This is a genomic window from Providencia sp. R33 (genome assembly GCF_019343475.1).
Lineage (GTDB): Bacteria > Pseudomonadota > Gammaproteobacteria > Enterobacterales > Enterobacteriaceae > Providencia.
The window spans coordinates 1,051,196-1,075,468 of the sequence record NZ_CP072453.1 but is presented as its reverse complement, the minus strand read 5'-3'; the positions used below and the strand labels follow the sequence as shown (position 1 = coordinate 1,075,468).

At 39.9% G+C, this 24,273-nt stretch carries 24 protein-coding genes; 13 read left to right on the top strand and 11 right to left on the bottom strand.

Annotation, left to right across the window (positions count from 1 at the left end; all coding sequences use genetic code 11):
• Window positions 1-78: 78 nt before the first annotated feature.
• The 5 genes from J6836_RS04950 to yieE form a co-directional block, all read right to left on the bottom strand.
• The gene (locus tag J6836_RS04950; protein ID WP_219249386.1) at window positions 79-867 is read right to left on the bottom strand and encodes an ABC transporter ATP-binding protein; all 789 of its coding nucleotides are present in this window, start codon (window positions 865-867) and stop codon (window positions 79-81) included.
• On the bottom strand, window positions 861-1,955 hold the full coding sequence (locus J6836_RS04945; RefSeq protein ID WP_219247335.1) for a FecCD family ABC transporter permease: 1,095 nt from the start codon (window positions 1,953-1,955) through the stop codon (window positions 861-863). The genes J6836_RS04950 and J6836_RS04945 overlap by 7 nt, the downstream gene beginning before the upstream one ends.
• A gap of 19 nt (window positions 1,956-1,974) precedes the next feature.
• A complete protein-coding gene (locus tag J6836_RS04940) occupies window positions 1,975-3,111 on the bottom strand; it encodes an ABC transporter substrate-binding protein (RefSeq protein ID WP_219247334.1) in 1,137 nt (378 codons plus the stop codon).
• Between the two features lie 246 nt (window positions 3,112-3,357).
• Window positions 3,358-4,848, bottom strand: a complete 1,491-nt coding sequence (locus J6836_RS04935) for an amino acid permease (RefSeq protein ID WP_219247332.1) — start codon at window positions 4,846-4,848, stop codon at window positions 3,358-3,360.
• A 268-nt stretch (window positions 4,849-5,116) separates the two neighbouring features.
• A complete protein-coding gene (gene yieE, locus J6836_RS04930; protein WP_219247330.1) occupies window positions 5,117-5,980 on the bottom strand; it encodes a DNA-binding transcriptional regulator YeiE in 864 nt (287 codons plus the stop codon).
• A gap of 191 nt (window positions 5,981-6,171) precedes the next feature.
• Here yieE and J6836_RS04925 point away from each other — a divergent pair, with 191 nt between their 5' ends.
• From J6836_RS04925 to J6836_RS04910, 4 genes are all read left to right on the top strand, one after another.
• Window positions 6,172-7,251 (top strand): YeiH family protein, encoded by a 1,080-nt coding sequence (locus J6836_RS04925; RefSeq protein ID WP_219247328.1) that lies wholly within the window; start codon window positions 6,172-6,174, stop codon window positions 7,249-7,251.
• A 100-nt stretch (window positions 7,252-7,351) separates the two neighbouring features.
• The gene (nfo, locus tag J6836_RS04920) at window positions 7,352-8,197 is read left to right on the top strand and encodes a deoxyribonuclease IV (protein WP_219247326.1); all 846 of its coding nucleotides are present in this window, start codon (window positions 7,352-7,354) and stop codon (window positions 8,195-8,197) included.
• Window positions 8,198-8,313: 116 nt separating this feature from the next.
• Window positions 8,314-8,592, top strand: a complete 279-nt coding sequence (locus J6836_RS04915; RefSeq protein WP_219247325.1) for a type II toxin-antitoxin system RelE/ParE family toxin — start codon at window positions 8,314-8,316, stop codon at window positions 8,590-8,592.
• Window positions 8,592-8,906 carry a HigA family addiction module antitoxin gene (locus J6836_RS04910; protein WP_219247323.1) on the top strand — a complete coding sequence of 105 codons (315 nt, stop codon included), beginning with the start codon at window positions 8,592-8,594 and terminating at the stop codon, window positions 8,904-8,906. The genes J6836_RS04915 and J6836_RS04910 overlap by 1 nt, the downstream gene beginning before the upstream one ends.
• A 53-nt stretch (window positions 8,907-8,959) precedes the next feature.
• Here the strand turns inward: J6836_RS04910 and fruK are convergent, their stop codons facing one another.
• Entirely contained in the window at window positions 8,960-9,895 is a 936-nt protein-coding gene (gene fruK / locus J6836_RS04905) for a 1-phosphofructokinase (protein ID WP_219249385.1), read from the bottom strand.
• Window positions 9,896-10,060: 165 nt separating this feature from the next.
• On the opposite strand from fruK, the gene J6836_RS04900 reads away from it, so the two are divergent.
• The 3 genes from J6836_RS04900 to yeiP all read left to right on the top strand — a co-directional run bounded on the left by J6836_RS04900 (window position 10,061) and on the right by yeiP (window position 12,624).
• The gene (locus J6836_RS04900; RefSeq protein WP_219247321.1) at window positions 10,061-10,498 is read left to right on the top strand and encodes a nucleotide triphosphate diphosphatase NUDT15; all 438 of its coding nucleotides are present in this window, start codon (window positions 10,061-10,063) and stop codon (window positions 10,496-10,498) included.
• Between the two features lie 151 nt (window positions 10,499-10,649).
• Entirely contained in the window at window positions 10,650-11,894 is a 1,245-nt protein-coding gene (gene mtr, locus J6836_RS04895; RefSeq protein ID WP_219247319.1) for a tryptophan permease, read from the top strand.
• 157 nt (window positions 11,895-12,051) lie between these two features.
• Window positions 12,052-12,624, top strand: coding sequence for an elongation factor P-like protein YeiP (gene yeiP, locus J6836_RS04890; protein ID WP_219247317.1), 573 nt, complete (start codon window positions 12,052-12,054; stop codon window positions 12,622-12,624).
• Window positions 12,625-12,749: 125 nt separating this feature from the next.
• Here yeiP and J6836_RS04885 read toward each other — a convergent pair whose 3' ends face one another.
• Window positions 12,750-13,094 carry a hypothetical protein gene (locus tag J6836_RS04885; protein ID WP_219247315.1) on the bottom strand — a complete coding sequence of 115 codons (345 nt, stop codon included), beginning with the start codon at window positions 13,092-13,094 and terminating at the stop codon, window positions 12,750-12,752.
• A gap of 330 nt (window positions 13,095-13,424) precedes the next feature.
• On the opposite strand from J6836_RS04885, the gene J6836_RS04880 reads away from it, so the two are divergent.
• Window positions 13,425-14,024: a YrbL family protein gene (locus J6836_RS04880; protein ID WP_219247313.1), complete on the top strand. Its 600-nt coding sequence runs from the start codon at window positions 13,425-13,427 to the stop codon at window positions 14,022-14,024.
• 750 nt (window positions 14,025-14,774) lie between these two features.
• Window positions 14,775-15,359 carry a bifunctional murein DD-endopeptidase/murein LD-carboxypeptidase gene (gene mepS / locus J6836_RS04875; protein WP_219247311.1) on the top strand — a complete coding sequence of 195 codons (585 nt, stop codon included), beginning with the start codon at window positions 14,775-14,777 and terminating at the stop codon, window positions 15,357-15,359.
• A gap of 211 nt (window positions 15,360-15,570) precedes the next feature.
• On the opposite strand, the gene J6836_RS04870 is transcribed toward mepS, so the two are convergent.
• The 3 genes from J6836_RS04870 to rsuA all read right to left on the bottom strand — a co-directional run bounded on the left by J6836_RS04870 (window position 15,571) and on the right by rsuA (window position 18,485).
• Window positions 15,571-15,912: a hypothetical protein gene (locus J6836_RS04870; protein WP_219247310.1), complete on the bottom strand. Its 342-nt coding sequence runs from the start codon at window positions 15,910-15,912 to the stop codon at window positions 15,571-15,573.
• 663 nt (window positions 15,913-16,575) lie between these two features.
• Complete coding sequence (locus J6836_RS04865) at window positions 16,576-17,760, bottom strand: Bcr/CflA family multidrug efflux MFS transporter (protein WP_219247308.1); 1,185 nt, start codon at window positions 17,758-17,760, stop codon at window positions 16,576-16,578.
• Between the two features lie 17 nt (window positions 17,761-17,777).
• The gene (rsuA, locus tag J6836_RS04860) at window positions 17,778-18,485 is read right to left on the bottom strand and encodes a 16S rRNA pseudouridine(516) synthase RsuA (protein ID WP_219247306.1); all 708 of its coding nucleotides are present in this window, start codon (window positions 18,483-18,485) and stop codon (window positions 17,778-17,780) included.
• A gap of 222 nt (window positions 18,486-18,707) precedes the next feature.
• Here rsuA and J6836_RS04855 point away from each other — a divergent pair, with 222 nt between their 5' ends.
• Together J6836_RS04855 and rplY are read left to right on the top strand one after the other, a co-directional pair.
• Window positions 18,708-20,465, top strand: coding sequence for a DEAD/DEAH box helicase (locus tag J6836_RS04855; RefSeq protein ID WP_219247304.1), 1,758 nt, complete (start codon window positions 18,708-18,710; stop codon window positions 20,463-20,465).
• Window positions 20,466-20,630: 165 nt separating this feature from the next.
• Window positions 20,631-20,912, top strand: a complete 282-nt coding sequence (rplY, locus tag J6836_RS04850; protein ID WP_219247303.1) for a 50S ribosomal protein L25 — start codon at window positions 20,631-20,633, stop codon at window positions 20,910-20,912.
• Window positions 20,913-21,053: 141 nt separating this feature from the next.
• Here rplY and yejK read toward each other — a convergent pair whose 3' ends face one another.
• A complete protein-coding gene (yejK, locus tag J6836_RS04845; protein ID WP_219247301.1) occupies window positions 21,054-22,055 on the bottom strand; it encodes a nucleoid-associated protein YejK in 1,002 nt (333 codons plus the stop codon).
• A gap of 241 nt (window positions 22,056-22,296) precedes the next feature.
• On the opposite strand from yejK, the gene J6836_RS04840 reads away from it, so the two are divergent.
• Together J6836_RS04840 and yejM are read left to right on the top strand one after the other, a co-directional pair.
• Window positions 22,297-22,524: a YejL family protein gene (locus tag J6836_RS04840; protein WP_219247299.1), complete on the top strand. Its 228-nt coding sequence runs from the start codon at window positions 22,297-22,299 to the stop codon at window positions 22,522-22,524.
• Window positions 22,525-22,545: 21 nt separating this feature from the next.
• Window positions 22,546-24,261 (top strand): LPS biosynthesis-modulating metalloenzyme YejM, encoded by a 1,716-nt coding sequence (gene yejM / locus J6836_RS04835; RefSeq protein ID WP_219247297.1) that lies wholly within the window; start codon window positions 22,546-22,548, stop codon window positions 24,259-24,261.
• The last annotated feature ends 12 nt before the right edge of the window (window positions 24,262-24,273 follow it).

The following is a 24,273-nucleotide window of genomic DNA, read 5'->3' as shown; positions in this document are numbered from 1 at the left end:
AACCTATTTTATTTCTTCTCCTTGAGGTTTATTAAATGTGCTTGCAGGATAACAAGCACATTTATTATTAATTACACATTAACTCGCGAGTTTGTCCACCAGCCCGTCAATCAATACTTGCGGTACACCTTGGGAGCAACGTTCAATGCGCCCTCTTACACCATAGACCTCGGCAAGGCTTTCTGGCGTAATTACTTCGGCAGGTTCACCTTGGGCAATTAACTTGCCTTGTTTTAACATTAATACATGTTCCGCGTGTTTCAATGCGATATTAATATCGTGAACCACGACGACCGTAATAATATTTCGGCGTTTAGTTTCTTTCGCCACTAAATCCATAACATGATATTGATAATTTAAATCTAGCGCGCTCAGTGGCTCATCCAATAATAATAAGTTGGGTTGGCGAATTAATGATTGAGCCAAACCCACTAGTTGTTTCTGTCCACCTGAAAGCTGATCTAAATAACTTAACGCCAGATGTTCAATACCTAATTGGCGCAATAAGTGCATCACTTCGTCTTTATTGTTTTCATTGCTTAAACCGCCAGAAGCACGTTGTGCAACAATCACTGACTCTAAAACATACAGATGTACTCCCGCAGGCAAAGTTTGGGGTAAATACACCACATTCTGAGCACGCTGGGCAAAATTTTGCTGCGTTAAGTCCAAACCATCCAACAATAATTGACCAGTGGCTTTATTCAGCCCCGCTAACGAACGTAATAACGTCGATTTACCACTGCCATTTGGGCCAAGCAATACAGTGATTTTTCCCCTTGGCAGTACATCCGTTGTCAAGTTCTCAATCACTGCGCGTTTTGGGTAGCCCGCATTAAATTGGTTAATAATCAGGCCACTCATGATACGTTACCTCGATGACGCAAAATAATACTTAAGAAGAACGGGACGCCCACTAATGAGGTCACAATACCCACAGGAATAATCACGCCTGGGATAATGTTCTTCGAGGCAATTGAAGCCATCGATAATATCAACGCACCAATTAATGCACTTGCAGGTAAATAAAAGCGGTGATCTTCACCAAAAATTAAGCGAGCAATGTGCGGTGCGACTAAACCAATAAACGCTATCGGCCCAACAAATGCCACCGCTAACGCAGATAAGATACTGATCCGTAATAATGTGGTCAGTCTTAAACGGCGAACATCAATACCAAAACTAATCGCCCTGTCTTCGCCCAGCCTTAATGCCGTCAATTTCCAAGAGCTCATCATGGCAATCGGGAAAATCAATGCAAAAACCAGTGCCATTACACCTAATTTCACCCACGTTGCTTTTGATAGGCTTCCCATCGTCCAGAATACAAGGCCTTGTAACGTGTCTTCTGTCGCGATGAATTGCATCATCGAAACCAATGCATTAAAGGTAAACACTAACGCGATACCAAATAAAACCACGCCCGATGTTGCAACACGAGTCCAACGGGTGACGGCATCCAACATTAATGCCGCTAATAAGGCAAAAATAAATGCGTTCGCAGAAATCACCCACTGGTCAGGAACGCCCGGAATTGCAATCCCCGACACAATAGCGAGTGCAGCACCAAATGCCGCCGCATTAGAAACCCCAAGTGTAAATGGGCTTGCTAGTGGGTTATTCAATATGGTCTGCATTTCTGCGCCAGCTAACCCCAGAGACATTCCGATAACCACCGCCATCAAGGCGTAAGGCAAACGAATGTCCCATACAATCACACGGGTTCCTGCATCAACCGCTTCAGGCGTCATCAAGGTTTGCCATAACCGTTCTAGTGATAAACCCGATGGCCCTAATGTAAAATCAATAACTAGCGACAATAAAATTGCCGCAATAATTACCACAATCCATGTAAAACGACGGCGCAACATACTTTGGTAATGTTGTTTTACACCATCATCAGCCTGTTTAGCGGTTTGTTCCACCGCTGTTAGTGGCTCGCTTGTAATACTCATTAATTCTTACCTACTCTCATTACTTTTCGCTGACCCAATATACACCAGTTGGCTCGACAGCAAGAAATTCTCTGTGCAGTTCTTCCAGTGTTTTTTGTGGATCAAGGCCTGAAAACTGTTCAGGATAGAACCACTTGGCGAAAACTTGTGTCGCAATGACGTTGTAAGGCGAATTATAGTAATTGTGCCAGATAGCATAATCTTGCTTATCTTTAATTGCCGATAATGAGCTAATACCTTTGCGTTCTGTTATCTTTTTCAGGCTATCTTTGGCGTCATTCACTGTGCTTTGCGCACCTAATTGTACGCCAGCATCTTTACTGCCCGGCGCTTTTGCGCCAGTTGCAATGTAAATATTCGGGTCAGCCGCAATGATTTTTTCTAAATTCATGGTGCCCAATGCGCCCGGTAAAACTCCTTTCGCGATATTTTTGCCACCCGCTAAATCAATAAAATTCCCCATATTGCCATCACCTGCGGTGCCACAACAATCTTCAAAGGCGCCTGCACGTAATTCAATAAAGACACTTGGCTTTTTGTCTTCAGGGATTTTTGACGTGATATTCGTAACAAGCTTTTGATTTCTTTCATAGAAATCTACATATTTATTTGCAACTTGCTCACGATTTAATGCTTTACCTAACAAACGCATACTTGGCAGCGTATTTTTTAATGGATTATCCCTAAAATCGACAAATACAACGGGTACTCCCGCTTTTTCCAATTGATTAACTAGTTCGCTGTTTTTACCCGGCCCGTGACCTGATAAACCAAAGATAGCAATGTCAGGGTTCAACGTGAGGACTTTCTCAGAGCTGACGCTGTCTGCACTGGTGTTTCCAATCAATGGGATATTATCAATCGCGGGGAATTTAGCTTTGTAAGCCGCATAAGTTTGTGGGTCTAATTTGCGTAAATCACCTTGCCACCCCACAATGCGCTCAATGGGTTTATCACCTTCGAGTAGAGCAACCGCGCTGAATAAGCGGCCTTCACCAAGTAAAATACGGTTAACATTATCCGGTACTTCAACGGTTCGACCTGCAATGTCAGTCACCGTTGCTGACCAAGCGCTCAAACTGGCACTCGCTAATAACGCTAAACCTATTCCCTTTACTACCGACCTAGCTACAGACTTCTTGGCTACCGACGACATAGTATTAAGCTCCACCATTAACCTCATTGACTTACATTTTAATGTGGTAACAATAAAGCAAATAAGAATACTTATCAATACGATTATTGATTTAATAATGGGTTATGTGAATAGAATTGTGTGAGCTGCCTCGAAAAGCAAAACATTTAAAAGAAGTAACGAGCAAACCGTGAGTTTATTGCGCTATATACAAAAAAACAGCACCCTATAAAGGGTGCTGTTTTTCAGTACATAAATAATGATGGATTATTTATTTAAATTCTCGCGGTAGCTTGGAAAACTCATATCTTTATAGCGAATAAAGGTTGTTTTCTTGGCAATTTTATAACCAAACCAAATGGCTAAAAAGAGCGGGAGACCAATATACGTTGCTGTAACGCCAATCCAATCAATATTATCTTCTAAGAAGGCTTGGTAGTTCTGGCCCAGTGTTATAGTCAAACACAAAATAAAGGCAAAAATTGGCCCAATTGGGAAGAAACCAGAACGGTAAGGCAAGTCATTGAGGTCTTTACCTTGAGCGATATACCCTCTACGGAAGCGGTAATGGCTGATGGCAATGCCTAGCCATGCAATAAACCCTGTCATCCCTGAAGTATTCAATAGCCATAGATAGACCGTTTGGTTACCAAACATAGAACTTAAGAAGCACAGACCCGCAACAACTGTCGTGGCTAATAATGCATAACGTGGTACGCCGCCTTTCGATAAACGCGCAAATATGCGTGGCGCTTTGCCTTCACGTGCTAAGGTGTACAGCATACGAGTTGATGCATACATCCCAGAGTTACCTGCAGACAATACCGCCGTCAAGATAACCGCATTCATCACCGCCGCTGCTGATAATAACCCTGCGTTTTCAAATACTAAGGTAAATGGACTCACGCTGATATCTTTAACATCGTTACGCAGCAAGTTAGGATCAGTATAAGGAATGATCAAACTAATAATTAAGATGGCAAAGATATAGAACAATAGGATACGCCAGAATACTTTACGCACTGCTTTAGGAATATTTTTAGCAGGGTCTTTTGACTCACCCGCTGCAATACCAATTAACTCAGTACCTTGGAAGGAGAACCCAACAATCATTGCCACACCAATCATGGCAGAGAAACCACCTGCAAATGGCGCATCACCAATTTCCCAGTTATGCCAGCCTGCATTTTCCGCACCATTCATGATGCCAAAAATCATCAGGACACCCACGATGATAAAAACAATCACCGTGGTGACTTTGATAAGCGAGAACCAATATTCTGCTTCACCAAAACCTTTAACAGAAATGAAGTTCAGTAAGAAAATGATAGCAAGGAAGATGGCACTCCAAATCCAACCTGGAGTATCAGGGAACCAATAGGTCATCACTAATTGTGCCGCAACTAAGTCAACCGCAATAGTGACCGCCCAGTTGTACCAGTAGTTCCAACCTAATGCGAAACCAAAACCTTCATCAACGTATTTCGCGCCATAAGTGGCGAATGAGCCTGAAACTGGCATATAGGCAGCTAACTCGCCCAAGCTCGTCATTAAGAAATAGACCATTAAGCCGATTATGGCATAAGAGAGTAGTGCCCCTCCGGGGCCTGCTTGTGCAACGGTTGCACCCGATGCCACAAATAAACCGGTACCGATAGAGCCACCGATAGCAATCATCGCAAGGTGACGCGCTTTTAATTCACGGCGCAACTTTTGTGGTCGGTCTTGCGTGATAGTATTGGTATGTTGTTCTGACATTTGTTCCCTGTATTTTATTATTCAGCCAATATCGCGTGAATTCTAGCAAAATAGGCTGTGAGAACTAAGCAACTCTTCACTGTTATAAGATACCTTCATAATTCACGCAGAATTATAAGTAAAACGCGTTATCGCAATCACAACACATTCATTGCAATCCTCAAAATATTTTGGCTTGTCGCTAGGCGGCAAATAAGACTACCCAGTATGTGGCTTGGATAGTCGATTGCAGCCAACAACGCGACAAGTTAAAAGATGACGAGGATTTTTAATTACAGTAGGCTAACAAGTTAGTAATCGCATTCGAAAGGTGCTTTTGACGGTGGTAAATCAAATACAACGTTCTTTCCAACTGCAGCTCATCAACCTCAAGCTCAACTAGGGTACCATTGTCCAGTTGCTCTGCGATTACTCGTCTTGATAAACAGCTTATCCCCATACCAAAACGCACGGCATGTTTAATCGCCTCTGAATTACCTAGCTCCATTAAAATATGAAAGCCTGGGAGATGAGCAAAAAGCAGTTGGTCAAGGACATCTCGAGTACCTGAGCCTCGCTCACGTAAAATCCACGGTGCGTCTCTAAGTTCTTTTAATGTCACTTTTTTATTCGCTAACGGATTTTTCGGTGAAGCAAATACTACCAGCTCATCTTTCAACCAAGGCTTCGAAATCAGTTCAGGGCTATGACAAACCCCTTCGATGAGTCCCACATCTACCCGAAATTCCATCACTGCTTTAATGACTTCTTCTGTATTGCTAATAAAAAGCTCTAAAGGGATATCTGGGTGGTCATGCCGGTACCCCGCTAAAATCTCAGGCAACATGTAGTTACCGATCGTGGTACTCGCTGCCAGACGCACAGCACCCATCTCTTTTTTGAATAGTTGCTCGACTTCTGCCCCTTGCTCTAATAAAGCTAATGCTTTGGGATAAAGAAGCCTTCCATGCTCGTTTGTAACAAGTCGTTTACCCACACGGTCAAAAAGCTGAACGCCAAGTTGACCTTCTAAATCCGTTAGCGACGCACTGACCGCAGATTGGGACAGCGCTAATAATTGAGATGCTTGCGTCGTGGAGCCACTTTTTAATACTTCTGTAAAAACCTCAAGTTGCCTAAGTGTTATTCGCATAAAGGTCGCCCCAACGTGTTTTTAGTACTTGTAATAATATTGTTAATATTAATGATTTATTAGCAATATTCCAGAAGAAACTTATAATCACTTTTTTTGATAGATTATATACAAACAATCAATTTAAATTATTATGCTTTTTATTATATGCTTATTACCAAATCTTATAAGCAGCAATAAAGAGCATTATCATGGATAAAAGCGACGTTCATACCCTAAATCAAAATAGCTTTCACCCTATTTTGAAATTATTACCAGGGCTTATTTTAGCTGGTATTTTAACCGCCATCGCCATCTACCTTGGTGACCAATCATGGTTTATGGATATAGGTTTAGGTGCGTTAACACTCGCCATCTTATTGGGGATTGTTGTGGGGAACACCTTTTACCCAGCCGCAAGTCAATCTTGTGATGCAGGCGTCAAATTCGCCAAACACTATTTTTTACGTGCGGGGATCATACTTTACGGCTTTCGTTTAACGTTCCAACAAATTACTGATGTGGGCGCTACAGGGGTTATTATCGATGCATTGACCCTAACTTCGACCTTCTTATTAGCCTACTGGTTAGGAAAAAAAGTCTTTGGCTTAGATGATGAAACGACCATTTTGATCGGCGCAGGTAGCAGTATTTGTGGTGCAGCAGCAGTCATGGCAACAGAGCCTGTAGTAAAAGCTTCAGCGAGTAAAGTCGCCGTCGCCGTTTCTACTGTCGTCATTTTCGGTACAATTTGTATCTTTGTTTACCCTTGGATTTACCAATTAAATGCACATTTTGGCTGGTTCCCAGCGACCCAAGAAACATTCGGCATTTATATTGGATCAACCGTGCATGAAGTTGCACAAGTGGTTGCCGCAGGCCATACCATTGGTACCGATGCAGAAAATGCGTCTGTTATTGCAAAAATGATCAGAGTTATGATGCTTGCGCCATTTTTAATTATTTTATCCGCATTTTTAAGCCGTAAAGCGGCGGCAAAAAACGGCAGTTCAGCGGAAAAAAGCAAAATTACCATCCCTTGGTTTGCTGTATTCTTTATCTTAGTGGCTGGGTTTAACTCATTACATTTATTGCCAGAAGCGTTAGTCCAGCAAATCATCGTGTTAGATACGGTTTTACTTGCGATGGCAATGGTTGCGTTAGGTTTAACCACTCATGTCAGCGCAATCCGCCAAGCAGGCATTAAACCATTATTAATGGCATTGATTTTATTTGCTTGGTTAATCGTTGGTGGTTTATTAATTAATCTCTTGATACAAAATATCTTTTAATGTGTGTGCTTCCGACTTTAGCCGCTTAATTAAGCGGCTTTTTTTGTTGATTTCATTTATGCGCCTATTAATGGCATACTTCAATAAAAAGGAGTCAAAAATGAAATTTGTTGGAGCACACGTCAGCGCCTCTGGTGGCGTTGATCAAGCCGTTATTCGCGCCCATGAGATTAATGCCACTGCCTTTGCATTATTCACCAAAAACCAACGTCAATGGAAAGCCGCGCCATTGAGTGAAGAAGTTATTCAAAAGTTTAAAACTAACTGTGCAAAATACGGTTATGGGAAACACCAAATCCTGCCCCATGACAGCTATTTAATTAATTTAGGCCACCCTGAGTTTGAAGCCCTAGAAAAATCACGAGTTGCCTTTATTGATGAAATGCAGCGCTGTGAACAGCTTGGCATTGATTTATTAAATTTCCACCCTGGTAGCCATTTAAAACAAATAGAGGTGGATGATTGCTTAGCACGTATTGCTGAGTCCATTAATATTGCGTTAGCCGAAACCGAAGGTGTCACCGCTGTCATCGAAAATACCGCAGGGCAAGGCACTAACTTAGGTTTTGATTTTATTCATCTCGCGAAAATCATCGAGGGTGTAAAAGATAAAAGCCGTGTGGGTGTTTGTATTGATACCTGCCATGCCTTCGCCGCAGGTTATGATTTACGCACAATTGAAGATTGCGATAAAACATTCACCCAGTTTTCAGAGATTGTGGGTTTTGAATTTCTAAAAGGCATGCATCTGAATGATGCAAAGAGCGAATTTGCCAGCCGCGTTGACCGCCACCACAGCTTAGGCGAAGGTAATATTGGTTTTGTGCCGTTTACGTATATTATGCAAGACAGCCGTTTTGATGGGATCCCACTGATTTTAGAAACGATCAACCCAGATATCTGGCCACAAGAAATTGCATGGTTGAAATCTCAACAAAATATCTAACATTGGTAGAGCTCTATTAAAATTTAGGATTCATTTCTATTTGCTCATGCCATCTTTTTGTTGCACGACTTGTAACACCCTGATAAGGTGTTACAAGTCACGTAACGGAAGGTGATATGATTAAATCATTTAAACACAAAGGATTAAAGCAACTATTTGAAAAAGGAACACTTTCAGGTGTTTCCCCTAAAGATACTTCACGTATAAATGATAGGCTTCAGGCTATTGATTCCGCCAACTTTATTGATGATTTAGATATTTTCACATTTAACCTTCATCAATTAAAAGGTGATCGAGTAAATATTTGGTCAATTACTGTTCGTGCAAATTGGCGTATTACATTTGAATTCATTAATGGCGATGCTTACATTTTAAATCTAGAGGACTACCACTAATGAAACAGGCCACTGTTACCCATCCCGGTATTATGGTTGCAAATATCTTAGATGACTTAGGCGTTGGTGTTCGGCAATTTGCCAGAAATATTGGTGTCACACCCGCAACCGTTTCCCGCTTTCTTTCGGGAAAAACAGCCTTAACCCCTGCTCTCGCGATCCGTATTTCAGCGGCTTTAGGTAGCAACCCCGAGTTTTGGCTACGCCTACAAACTCATTACGATTTACGCTTACTCGAAGATAAAATCGATATTTCTGGGATAGTTTTATACGAAAATTTGCAGCAACCACAACAACCAACGTCTGAATACTAACAAAAAACCCCACGTGATGAATAACGCGGGGTTTCTTTTCAAACTATTACCCGTTACAGCGACTTCATTTCAATCTTGGCCATCATGTCAGCTAACTTGCTGCGGTTCTTTAAACCGACATCTGCTTGTGAAACTGATAACGCGGAAATTGCGGTGGCCATGCGCAATGTGTGTTCACTTGACTCACCATTGAGTAGCCCATAAGCAAGGCCAGCCACCATCGAATCGCCCGCGCCTACCGTGCTGATGACTTCACAATGTGGTGGCTTAGCTAACCAAGAGCCCGAAGCATTAACCCACAATGCCCCTTCCTCACCCAATGAAATTACAACGTGAGAAATGCCTTTATCTCTTAGCTCATGTGCCGCAGCAATTACATCTTTTAAATCAGGCAGTTTGCGACCAACCCAACTTTCTAATTCATGACGATTTGGTTTCACCAACCAAGGCGAGGACTTTAAGCCCGCTTTTAATGCTTCACGGCTACTGTCGAAAATGATACATGGGCACAATTGACGTAAACGAGTCATCCAACGGGTAAATTCTTCAGGGTCGATACCATTGGGTAAGCTTCCACTCACCACCACCATATCAAAGTGACCTAACCAATTTAATGATTCCGTTGAAAAGCGGTTCCAGTCTTCTTTGCTTACATCAAAACCAGAAAAATTAAAATCGGTTGATTTACCGTTATTTTCAGTGAGCTTTACATTAATACGTGTGCGCCCAGGCACCATGCTAAAACGGTTTGCCATACCATTTTCACTGAAGAAATGTTGAAATTCTTCTTGATTGTCTTTTCCCATAAAACCACTAACGGTAATATCAATGCCTAGATCACGTAGCACTTTGGCCACGTTGACTCCTTTCCCTCCGGCATTCAGGCTAGCAGTTTTGACTAAGTTAACTTCACCCACTTCAATAGACGAGCACAACCCTACAAGGTCGTAAGCAGGATTTAATGTAATTGTAGCAACCCGGCGAGTCATAACCACTAATCTCCCTTATCATGATTATCATATCATTAGATGTATGCCATAGTTATAACATTAAAACGTGTTGTTTTCAGTGCTATTTATACTTTTTCCTGCTTGTTTTTCTCTTATCCCATGGCAAAATCTTCGCGCTGAAAATAAAAAAAAGAAGGATAAAGTATGTCTCAATCAATTAACGTTGTTGTTGGTGTTGGAGTCATCATTACCAATAAACAAGGACAGGTTCTATTGGGCAAACGCAGTAGTAAACATGCTCCCTACTGGTCTATTTTTGGTGGGCATGTCGACCCAGGGGAAACATTCGAGGCTTGCGCAATCCGAGAAATAAAAGAAGAAATTGGCATTGATATCACAACACCTTGTGTATTTGGTATCAGCAATAACTTGCAAACTTATCAGCAAGAAGGCAAGCATACGGTTTCCATTTGTATGCATGTCGAATATAACGGCGATAAACAACCGCAAATTATGGAAGCAGATAAATGTGAAAGCCTGATGTGGGTTTCCCCTGATTCTCTGCCAGAACCCCATTTTGAGGCAAGCCGTAATGCCATCAATCTTTGGCTAAACCAACACTTTTATAGCCAGCCTATTTAATTTCCCTCAAAACATACAGATTAAATTAATTTGTATGTTTCTTCACCATCCCTTTCAAATTGTTCATTTTATTTTATTTTCGTTATTTACAATGCGTTGTCACTACCGTATCATTTAGCTAGTACAGTGAAACAATTTATTAGGAGCCACCATGGCCGTTAATGGGACAACACAAGCAAAAAGCCCTTCTATATTAGGAGGCGCAATGATCATTGCAGGTACCGCTGTTGGTGCAGGCATGTTTTCAATTCCAATGGTGACTTCTGGCGTATGGTTTTCAGGTTCAGTAATCCTGCTAATTTATACCTTTATTTGTATGTTACTTTCAGGGTTAATGATTTTAGAAGCGAATATGAATTACCCAGCAGGTGCTAGTTTTCACACCATGGTAAAAGATTTACTCGGTAGCGGCTGGAACACCATTAACAGTTTATCCGTGACTTTCGTCCTGTATATTTTGACTTATGCTTATATTTCTGCAGGCAGTTCTATTATTACCGCAAACTTAGCAAAACATATTCAAATTCCACAAGCTGGGGCAGGTTTGGTTTTTGCATTTATTGTTGCATTCTTTGTTTGGCTATCTACACGTGCAGTGGATAGATTAAGCACAATTTTAATTGGCGGGATGGTTATTACTTTTATCATGTCAATTGGTGGGATGATCTCAACCGCTTCACCAGCCATTTTATTTAATCAAGTAGAGCAAAACAACACGCAATATTTACCTTATGCTTTAGCCGCACTGCCTTACCTGTTAACTTCATTTGGTTACCACGGTAACGTACCTGGTTTGGTCAAATATTATAATAAAGACAGTCGTAGTGTGGTTAAAAGCTTAACTTACGGCGCCATTATTACGGTTGTTATTTATATTTTATGGCAGTATGCGATCCAAGGAAATATTCCTCGTTCATCGTTTATTGAAATCAGAGAAAATGGTAACAATATCGATGCACTACTGACTCAGATGAATATTTCTACACAGAGTAGCTTTATTTCCCAATTTTTGAATCTGTTTTCATATATGGCATTGGCAAGTTCTTTCTTAGGTGTGTCATTAGGTTTATTTGATTTTATTGCCGACTTCTTTAAATTCGCGGATGATAAGCAAGGGCGTTTGAAATCTATTTTAGTCACCTTTGTTCCACCAACAGTTTTGGCATTAATTTTCCCTAATGGCTTTATTTACGCCATTGGTTTTGCAGGGTTAGCAGCAACTATCTGGGCGGTGATTGTCCCTGCATTAATGGCAAAAGCAAGCCGTAAACGCTACCCAAACAATAGCTACAGAGCACCAGGCGGCATGTTTATTATCGGTTTTGTCATTTTATTTGGTTTGATCAACGCCGTTGCACACATCATGTCCTTAGCAGGTCTACTCCCTATTTACTAATTTGTTGCTCTTAATATAGCCCTACGGGGCTATATTATTTCCCATCTGCACTTTTTCAAAAATTTTTCACTGAAAATTGACCTCAACATCTTGCCTAATCGCGTTTGTGCGAGTAATTTTGTCGCACTCTTTTTGACAATACCGAAGAAGGTTATTTATGGCCAAGGCCAACGAAATCAAACGTGGATTAGCGATCAACTACAATGGCAAATTACTGCTGGTTAAAGATATTGATATTCAAGCTCCGAGTGCTCGTGGAGCCAGTACATTATACAAAATGCGCTTTACTGATATCAAAACAGGCCAAAAAGTTGAAGAGCGGTTTAAAGGCGATGACATTTTAGAAACGATTTCGTTAACTCGCCGTGGTGTTAGCTTTTCTTATATTGATGGCGATGAGTATGTTTTCATGGATAACGAAGACTACACGCCGTATATTTTCAAAAAAGCAGATATTGAAGATGAACTGCTGTTTATCCCTGAAGAAGGGTTACCAGGCATGCAAGTTCTGACAATGGATGGTCAAGTTTTAGCGCTAGAATTACCACAAACAGTTGATATGGTTATTGTTGAAACAACACCTGGGATTAAAGGCGCCTCTGCCAGTGCACGTACTAAACCTGCAACGATGGCAACGGGCTTGACCGTTCAGGTTCCTGAATACCTCACCAGTGGTGAAAAAATTCGTATTCATATTCCTGAACGCCGCTATATGGGCCGTTGTGACTAACCATATTTCAGCGAAATAACATCTATATTCTTATGCCTATGAATAACATACTCATAGGCATACATTTTTATTTAACATTATACTCTCCTAGCCTACTACTTCCTCATTCCATTTAATTATTGGAATTAATCGTACTTAATAGTGTAAATACCCATCGTTTTTTCTTTATTAATCCAATTAAATTGTTGTGTACCTTTCGAATTTGGTAATAACTGTTCAGTTTTTTTCAGCTTGGAAATATCAACAGACTTCGTTTTCTCTTTTCCTGAGTCGCTCCAGCATGTAGTTTCTACAAAATTTTGGTTGGTACCAATGATACATGGAGCAGCAACAATTGCCCCTGTGAAGCGGATAACACCAGAATTAGAACTTCTTTGATCACTGTTCTGTGAAGCAAATGTCGAAATACTGGTCATTAATGCAGTTGTAGCCAAAAATGTCACTATTGTTTTTTTTACTAAGCTATTCATAAGAATTTTCCTCTTAAAATTAAGTTATCGTCATTTTTAGTAATTTATTTACTCTTAAAATGAATAATTCAGTTCAACTGAATGAGGACGACATCTTATTCCTAATGAATAGCTAGAGATTTCACTTATGGTCGTAGTTTTTTATTTTTTATAATGAATAATATTCGATATAAAATTACCAACCTAGATCACACTTTTAATTACCACACGTTTTGCAACACATATAAAATCTGGTCTATTAAAATAAGACGGAAATATATCAATATTCGCCGAAATTAACGTTATTTCTATTTATTTGTATTCAATGTGTCAAAAATAGTGTTATTAGATATGAACAAGAAGCTCAACTATAAAATTAATTTATTACCTACAGATTTAATTGCATCTGGACGACAACGAGCCTGCTACCAGCACCCTGATTATGATGAGCTTTGCATCAAAATTCATCTAAAAGGCCGTGATGACAAAGAAACACTGAGAGAAGTGCGTTACTATAAACGCCTTTATCGAAAGGAATACCTAGCCACAACCGTTTCCCACTATTTTGGTACCCAAGAAACCAATCTTGGACTAGGTTACGTGTTTCAATTAATGAAGGATAAAACAGGGAATGTATCGCATACATTAGATTATTATCTCAAAAACAAAAATGCGTACCTAAAGCATCAAAAAAATATGAAAATTGCTTATGACCAATTTAAAAAATCCATTTATAAAGAAGCAATCGCTACCATGGCACTAAAAACTTACAATATCGTTTATCAATTAGGCTATAAGCCACATGGCCAATTTATAATTATCGATAACCTTGGTTCATCTAATTTAATTCCACTCGATTATTTTTCATCCAAAATTGCACGTTCCACATTAAACCGCCGCTTTGCAGATTTTGAAAAACGACTATACAAAGAGTTTCATATCAAATTATAGAGATCAATTTTCTATATTTTTTCATTATCATTTTTATTTAATAATTATTCGGTATATTGAAGAGTTTCGACAATAAAGAGAATAATCATTATTATCCTCTTTATTGTTTCAGTCATCCCGTCAACAAATACTGTATATTTATCAGTATTTATTAATCACCATATCTATATTTGCTGATTAAATCACCAAGAGAGCAATAAACCATCACTTTTTAACTTTCTAAATTTGTCAAAATTCGAGCTCACTTTATATAAATTTAAACTTCTTTACATTCGGGGTTCAAAAAAAGCTTATTACGTATATAAATTAAAACAAGATATGAATAAATGTGAGAAAGATCATATTTTATTATCAATAATCGGCGCAACTATACGCAAAAATACGCGATACATGACAGCAATCACATAACTCAATGGCAAATATGCACTTTTATCTAATGTTTTGTAAATTACCCCCCTATTAACTCGCCATTTCGGCTTTGTTTATGTATGCTCTTAAAGGTTTGGTATTCGGGTTGTTACGGTACTAACCTCAAGCAATAACTGAATTAGCAAATATTGAGGTTTTGTCTATACTCAGTAAGGTCATAAGAAACCTCTAGTTTAGTAAAGATTTAGATGGCGCTATAAACACTTTCTGCGAAAAGCACACTTTATTTATCAATGCGTTTTTCACAGGGAAAAGTTTAGTTTTGTTGTGTCTCTTTACACAATAATGCGATAAAGAAAATGGTAAGGGATATATATAAGAATGTTAACCTCTGAAAAACTTAAGCGCTATGCTTGGCGCATTGTTCCAGCAATTGCTATTGCCGTAACACTCACAGCATGTACTAACCCTAAGTCGACAAAAAATACACAGTACACAGCTAAATCAGATGTTCGCATGTTAAATGGTGCCGCAGGCGACTCTTTAACAATGGCATCTCAAGACGAATTTGAAGAGTTAGTGCAGAGTGTTGACACTAAATCTAAAATCATGAATCAATACGCTAGCTGGAAAGGTGTTGCTTACCGTCTAGGCGGAACAACTAAAAGCGGCATTGATTGCTCAAGCTTTGTTCAACGTACCTTCTTTGAACAATTCGGTGTTGAATTACCGCGTACAACATCAGAACAAGAGTCTTCAGGCAAAAGCGTGAAACGTAATAATTTAAAAGTGGGCGACATTGTCCTGTTTAAAACAGGCCGTACAATGAAACACGTGGGCATTTATATTGGTGATGAAAAATTTGTTCATGCATCCACCAGCAGTGGTGTTATTGTCTCTGAAATGTCTAACAATTACTGGAGCAAAAGATATTACGCAAGCCGCCGTATTATTAATGGCTCGTAATCATCAGTAACCCCCCTCCCCTTACCAATAAAAAAAGCTTCCAAAATTGGAAGCTTTTTTTATTGGTAACCTTGTTGTTAAGTAAAAAGCCAACACAGCATTTTTGCCAAGCAAATCTTTTGAAACTTGATATAAATATCAACTTTCACTAACCACCGCAAAATGAGTAAATATCATATCCACCCACTAAAGATACCAACGCTTTCGCTAACTAAGCGCAATAAAAACCTGAAGAAAGCTCTGCGATTGCTACACCTGTTGCTTTTAAACGGCACATTGCAGCCAATTCATCATTAGCATGAATAAAAAGGCAAACCTCTTTTTGCCACTCTAAGATAGCACTTGAAATTTGCATATCAGATAACGATTCAGATAACTGCTGCATCGCAATACAATCTGTTGCACAGTTATGACTAAGTAATTTTAGCCCCACAAGATTATCGCTATCGGCATCATTCATAGGGACAACTTCGACATCGGTCCCTATTTTACCTGATAACCAGCGGTAGCTTTGCGGTAGCCTGTGCACCACCGAAAGACCTAATTTTTCCACAAAAATATCCTATTAAAACAATTGGTATTTTGCCTAATTACAGGAAATAACCCTGCAAACAAACTTAACACTGGGTAATGACCCTATCGCTTGTGCGTTATTTGAGAACCAACTCACGAATTACAAATATTACTCGTTCAAACCGAATCTTTAGCACAATAAAAAGTAACGACAATGTTAAATATTAGAACCTAAATATAACATTAAAATTATGATGTGTCGTTAAATTTTTGTGACACAAATCATTGCACACGTGTTTTTTCGCTAAAAATATTAAAAATTAAATTATTTTTAATATTAGTTTTCAACATTCACGATAAATCATTCAACTGTTTTTTACACTTTCCAAATGAAACCAGCAATATTGATTTAAATTTTTGATGGTACGTTATTTTTCAACCAGAAAAATCACTCTCATTTTGAGTGATATCTAAAACATAAATTTAACAAAAAGTACGATAATGATAATTGATTTAGATCATTTTTCATCATGTAATTTAATACCGCAAATCAACTAGTCGAAATTACCGAGTAATAATACGGAGAAAACTCAACATAATGTGAACAATAACAAGCAACTTAAGGAAAAATAAGAATATTCGGGGAGATGAAAAGGTAAGAAAGAAATTATCAGTTTCATCCATGAAGCTGATAACTCAGAGATTATTTTGCTTTTTTGGCCAACAAAACAAAAAGCATAGATAAAGCGACACAAGCCACCATCGAACCCACCATTGGCCACGCATTCTTAGCTGGGATCAGTGACAGAAGCGTTCCTACTAGTGCACCAATCGAGAAACGAATTGTGCCAGCTAAAGAAGAGACCGTCCCCGCAATATGAGGGTAATTATCCAGGATCACGGCCATTGCATTAGATGTAATCATAGCAATACCACTGACATAGATAGCGACGCCAATCACTAATGTCCAAAAATCAAGGCTAAATGCGGTTGTCGCTAATAACCAGATGCCCATAATAAACTGGATAATAATGCCAAAATATAGCATTTTTTCCGCGCCAAAATGCCTAACATAACGGCTGTTAATGGTTGTCATAACGAATAGAAAGACAATATTAATACCAAAATAGTAGCCAAAATGTTGTGGAGAAACACCATTTAGGTCGATATAAACAAATGCACCCGCATTTAAGAATGAAAACATACCTGCAAATGAAAATGAACTTGCAAGGATATAGAACAGAACTTGTTTCGCTCTAAATAAAGTCGCAAATTGGCGTAACGTTGTACCCACATGGAATTTTTGTCTTTTCGCTGCAGGCAATGTTTCACGCACAAAAAAGCTAACTAAAATCACCGCAATCACGGCCGCAATTGCAATGCTCCAGAAAATCGCGTGCCATGAGAACCAACGCATCAATTCACCACCTAAAATAGGTGCTAATAAAGGTGCAATGGTCATCACCAAGACCACGAATGACATACTTCTAGAAAATTCATCACGTGTGAACATATCGCGCATCAATGCATTAATCACCACACTGGCAGCAGCGGCGGCAAAGCCATGCAAAAAGCGTAACCAGATAAGTGAATCAATTGATTCGGTGACTGCACAAGCGGCTGATGCTAAAGCAAATACAACCACGCCCCCTAAAATCACTGGTTTACGGCCAATACTATCGGCCATCGGTCCATAGAAAAGTTGCCCAATCGCAAAACCAAAAATGTAGCTGTTGAGCGTCATCTGAATACGCCCCTCATCTACATTAAAATAATGCATCATCGTCGGAAAGCTAGGTAGGTACATGTCGATGGCTAATGGCATGAGCATAGACAATAAACCTAGTATTAAAATCAGCCCCAAATAGGATGAACGCTGCTGTTGCACTCTATAAACTCCTGCTTTTATTTACGTGGTACAGTTATGCTATTAATTTCTTCATCTGTCAGTGGGCGATACTCGCCCTGCTCTAAAGTTTCATCCAAGTGAATATCCCCCACTCGCTCACGGTGCAATCCACAAACATGGTTTCCTACCGCGGCAAACATCCGTTTAACTTGATGATAACGACCTTCACTAATGGTTAAGCGAACATCACGAGGAGTGATAATTTCCAGTTGAGCGGGTTTTGTTGAGTACTTTTCACCATTTAGCATAACACCTTGCTCAAATTGCTTCGCAACATCAGTGCCAATATCTTCACTTAATTGAACACGGTAGGTTTTTTCACAGTGGTGTTTTGGCGATGTAATGCGATGCGACCACTGCCCATCATCCGTAAGTAGGACTAACCCTGTTGTATCAATATCTAAGCGCCCCGCAGAATGTAATTTCTGTGCCAGTGGCTCATCAATAAAATAGAGAATTGTTGGGTGCGTTGGGTCGTCGGTAGAACAGATGTAGCCCTGAGGCTTATGTAACATAAAATAACGAGGCCCTGTAACTTGCACTAGCACATTGCCATCATAAGCAACTTCATGGTCAAGCGTGACTTGAAATGACCCCGATTTGACGACTTCATCATCAATCGTCACAAGACCTGCACGCAGCTCACGTGCTACCAAACTCCGGCTTATCCCTAACTGTTGGGACAAAAATTTATCCAGTCGCATAGATTCTCTTAACTTGATGGAATGCCAGTGAGGCGTACAATAGCACTCGACTGTCAGAATAAAGATTGAAAGGTTGCTGTGATTACTATCACAAAATTCATTATAACAATAACCCTAGTTAAGGGATAGTTTCCATGAAACAACCTGTATCTTTAGACAGAGTCATTGTTTTAAATTAAATTTAACCTCATTCACCTGTTTTTTTAACCAATACTGAGCAATATGTCTTTTTCCTTACGCCCATACCAACAAGAAGCCGTCGACGCGACAGTCCACTACTTTCGCAAACACACTCAGCCCGCCGTTATTGTGCTACCAACTGGCGCAGGGAAAAGTTTAGTCATTGCTGAATTGGCACGTCTTGCCCGAGGACGGGTATTGGTATTGGCCCATGTTAAAGAATTAGTTGAACAAAACCATAATAAATACCTCGCATATGGCCTTGAGGCAGATATTTTTGCCGCTGGACTGAACCGAAAAGAGTCACAAAGCAAGGTGGTTTTTGGCAGCGTTCAATCTGTTGCACGTAATCTTGCGGCTTTCGATGGGCAGTTTTCGTTAGTGATTATCGATGAGTGCCATCGCATCAGTTTGAATGATAAAAGCCAATACCAACAAATTATTCAACATCTACAAAAAAGTAATGCCGCCTTACGGATCTTAGGGTTAACTGCCACCCCTTACCGTTTAGGCAGCGGATGGATTTATCAATATCACTATCATGGCATTGTTCGAGGTGATGAAAACTGTTTTTTCCGTGATTGTATTTATGAATTGCCACTGCACTATATGATCAAAAATAAGTTTCTTGTTCCTCCTGAACGCTTAGACATGCCTGTTTTACAGTATGATTTTAGCCAAGTTTCGTTAACGTCAGCGGGAATTTTTAGTGAGCAAGAACTTAATCTTTCACTAAAAAAACAGCAGCGTATTACCCCTAAAATTGTGGATCAGATAATTCAATATGCCGCACCGTTGCAAGGCTGTATGATTTTTGCTGCTACTGTTGAGCACGCAAAAGAAGTTTTGGGTTATTTACCTGCAAAATCGGCAGCATTAGTGACCGCCGAAACGCCTGCGGCGGATAGGCAATCCATTATTAATCAATTTAAAAACCGAAAATTACATTACCTCGTCAATGTATCTGTTCTAACAACTGGCTTTGATGCCCCCCATGTTGATGTGATTGCAATTTTGCGCCCGACTGAATCAGTCAGCTTATATCAGCAAATTGTGGGCCGTGGTTTACGACTTTGCGAAGGGAAAACCCAATGCCTAATTTTAGATTATGCAGGCAATCCCCATGATTTATATCGCCCTGAAGTCGGTAGCAGTAAACCAAACTCATCCAGTGTCCCTGTTCAAGTTTTTTGCCCTCTGTGCCAATTTGCCAATGTGTTTTGGGGTAAATGTACCTCTGATGGGCAAATTATTGAGCACTATGGCCGACGATGCCAAGGCTGGGAAGAAAATGACAATGGCCAAAAGCAACAGTGTGAGTTCCGCTTTCGTTTTAAGCAATGCCCCCACTGTGGCGCTGAAAACGATATCGCTGCTCGCCGCTGCCAAAAGTGCCAAGAAGTCCTCAGTGACCCTGATGATATGCTTAAAGCCGCATTAAAATTAAAAGATGCGCTAATCATTCGATGTGGTGGGATGCAATTCATCAGCGGCAGTGATGCAAAAGGAGAATGGATAAAAATCAACTATTTCGATGAAGATGGAACAAGTGTTTCAGAGCGTTATCGCTTAACAACGCCTGCTCAGCGTCGTGTATTTGAATACCGTTTTTTACGTGAACACCAACGTGCACCTGGTGTACTATTTAAATGGAATGATGCGAACGATATTATTTTGCAACAATCATTATTACGTTACCCTCAATTTATTGTCGCTCGTAAAAAAGACCGCTTCTGGGAAATAAGAGAGAAAATTTTTGATTATCAAGGACGATTTCGCATCTCAGACGCCCTTTCCTAACGCAATAAATGATCTTAATGATTGCTGGATGGCGGTTTTTTCGATAAAATGCCGCCGCCTTCAAATATCTCTTTCTTGAAAGAGTTATTACTAGGCCAAATCTCGAACCTGCTGCTGGGTCGCCTGTAGCAGGAATTTATATTTTCTTTTTATAGAGAAATAGTAATGTTAACTATCAATGCAATTGAACGTAAAGAGCAGGGTAAGGGTGCGAGCCGCCGCCTGCGCAGAGATAACCAGCTTCCAGCTATCGTTTACGGTGGCAACCAAGAGCCTATCTCTATCACTCTGAACCACGATGAAGTGATTAACCAAGAAAGCAAAGCAGAATTTTACGAAGTTCTGTCTCTGGTTATCGATGGTAAAGAAACAAAAGTAAAAGTTCAGGCTGTTCAACGTCACCCATTTAAGCCAAAAGTGACGCACATTGACTTCCTGCGCGCTTAATTAAAGCCCACAGCCGAGCTTTAGAAATTTTCGGGACGCCGAGTAAATAACGCCGCAATTGCGGCGTTATTTATTTCTAAGATATTATTTTGTGCACCAATCTCAAACCATCAATGCACTAAACCAATTATTCTAAGAATCTTATTTGTTACCACGACGTTGCAACTGGTCGCGTAAATTTGGTGGTGTACCACGAATGGTTAGCGTATCCGTCACTGGATCCCAAAAAATACGTTCTCCCATCAACATAGCATCAAAGCTAATCGTTATACCGCCACCACTGCCCGAGAATTTAGTCAATTGTTTAAGCGTTCCCCTATCTGCTGGGAAACTCTCTTCCAATTGATAGTCATTTTGACGAGCAAAGTCATCAAAACTCTGTTCTTCTACCATTGGCAACTCTTTTGCCAATTCCTGTAGTTCAATTTCTTCGCCAGATTGCAGCTGTTCAGTACAGTAGCTATGCACTTGTTGGCGATACGCTTGGCGAGTGTTTTTATCCATCTGCGCATTATCACAAAAGTCGTCCAACGCTTGGACTAAACCTTTGTTCTGTACTTTTGCATTCAAGCCTTCAGATGCAGCCAAGAAATCCATAAAGAAATCAGAAACTTTTCGCCCTACTCGACCTTTTAAGAATGTTAAGTAGCGTTTTGACTCTGGATTGGTTTCCCACTCAGTTAAATCAATTCGTGCAACAATATCTGCGTGTGGAATATCTAAATAGTGTGTCGTCCCTAAATCTAAAGTATCCGTGACAAACATGCTGTCACAGCTATTTAGAACGGAAATCAATAAATATTCAACGGCAAGGTAACGATATTGGCAGAAAAGGACAATCCCACCTTCCGCAAACGGGTATTTCGCTAACTCATCCTTTAAACGAACCGTCATGGCACGGCTAAAACCTAAAAATTCTTCTTCACCCTTACGCAAGAGTCTTAATGCATCAGCTAATTCACTTTCTTCATTGAATTCACCAAAGGCTTTACTTTTTGCGCTATAAACACGGTGCAATTCTGCCATCATGTCTTGCACGACATCATCTGCCGTCAATAAAGAATCCCGTAACATCACCTCTAAGGTTTGTTCATCTCGCTTAATCAACTGATGTAAGGCTATCTGGGTAATTTCCAGACTCATTGTTGGCTCCTTCTTCTAGCAGAAATATTATCGCGCGTATTCAAACATTGATATCTGTGCGCTGCAATAGAAACTATCATTTGCCACATTTTTCATCACCAAATGCTGAACTAATACGCATTTTTTGAATCTGAATAAGCATTATTATCACTTAAACGAAAATTTGTTGCGAAGAAAGAAGAAAAACATGCGGCTATACGCTATGATATGTAGCTTTCATTAATTTAGGATGTCTCAATTTATGCCACAATCATCTCGCTATAGTGATGACAAAGTTGAAGGTTTACTCTCTGACCTCGTAAGTGTGTTAGAAAAAAACCATACCCCTGTTGACCTTTCCCTAATGGTGTTAGGTAATATGGTAACGAACCTGCTCAATACGTCAGTTGCCCCCGCACAACGTAAAATGATTGCAGAATCCTTTGCCAATGCGTTACTTTCTTCTGTAAAAGAAGATAAATCACACTAACAGATTAATGAAATAAACAGTATGGTCACCCATCAGCGCTACCGTGACAAAGTCTCTAACATGATTGGTTGGGGGCACTGGTTTGCACTATTCAATATACTGCTTAGCCTCGTGTTAAGTAGCAGCTACCTGTTTATTTTTGATTGGCCAGACACATTAGCTGGCCGCATTTATGCCTTCGTCAGTTGGTTAGGTCATTTTAGTTTTGTGGTCTTTGCCGCTTACCTACTCATTATTTTTCCACTGACCTTTATTGTGATGTCTCAGCGGCTGCTGAGACTAATTTTCGTTGCACTTGCCACCGCTGGCATTACGCTCCTCATCTTTGATATCCGTGTTTTTAGCCAATTTGGCCTTCATTTAACACCGCAAGTTTGGGATTTAGTTATCAACCCAGCCAAAGGTGAAATGGCTCGTGAATGGCAGCTGATGTTTATCAGCATCCCCATTATTTTCTTGGTTGAAATGCTATTTGCAACATGGAGTTGGCAAAAGTTACGCAGCTTAAACCGCCAAACGTTTGGTAAGCCTCTAGCAGGCATTTTCATTGTGACTTTTATTATGACGCATTTAATGTACGCATGGGCTGATGCGAATTTTTATCGTCCGATCACCATGCAGCGTTATAATTACCCACTTTCACAACCAATGACAGCTCGCAAACTATTAGATAGATATGGTTTGCTTGACCTCGCTGAGCACCAAAATCGTGTGTTCCAACAAGGTAGCCCAACCGCACTGAAGCTCAACTACCCTCTTAAACCTCTGAGTTACTATGACCAAGGTGCTGGGTATAACCTACTCTTATTAGTTGTTGACGATCTGGGTGATGATGCTCAGCAAACCCAAATGAGTGCTCTTAATAGCTTTAAAAAAATGAGTACGCAGTTTACAAATCACTATACTGCTGGCTTACATGATGACACTGCCTTATTTGGCCTTTTCTATGGTATTTCATCTACTTACATTGATAATATACTTAATGGCCGTCATCCTTCAGCCTTGGTTGAAGCGCTGCAACACCAAGGTTATCAGTTTGGTTTATTCTCAACGGATGGATTTAACTCACCGTTGTTCCGCCAGGCTATTTTATCCGATTACTCATTACCAGCTAAAACAGCAGATAATGATAACTTGACTATTAATCAATGGGTTAACTGGTTAGACAGTCTTAAACATGACTCACCTTGGTTCTCTTTCTTAAATATTAAAGGAGTGCCTGGTAGCCCTAAAACCAATGAGCAAATTGACCAGGTTATTACAACTTTAAAACGTGAAAACCGACTTCAAAATACCATTGTGGTTATTACCGCCAGCTATAATAACCAAGGAAAACAAGTTGATGGTTGGATAAATGATAAAAAATTCAACCGCAGTCAAATGCGCGTTCCCCTGTTTATTTATTGGCCAAATACACCTGCCCAACAAATTGGTAAGTTAACGAGTCATCAAGACATTATGACCACGTTGATGCAACGGTTATTACATGTTACTAATCAAACAGATGATTACAGTCAAGGTGAAGACTTATTCAGTAACCAACGTATATACCCATGGGTAATTACTGGTGATAATGATGATGTGGTTATTACAACTGACAATGCCACTTTATATATGGATCATAATGGCCAGTTTAATATTTATGATAAACAAGGTGTTATTGAAAAAGAGGCAAAACCTGATTTAGCTGAGCTTCTAAAAATTTTCACAGAGTTAAAACGATTTAATGAAAATTAGTGCTTAAAAATC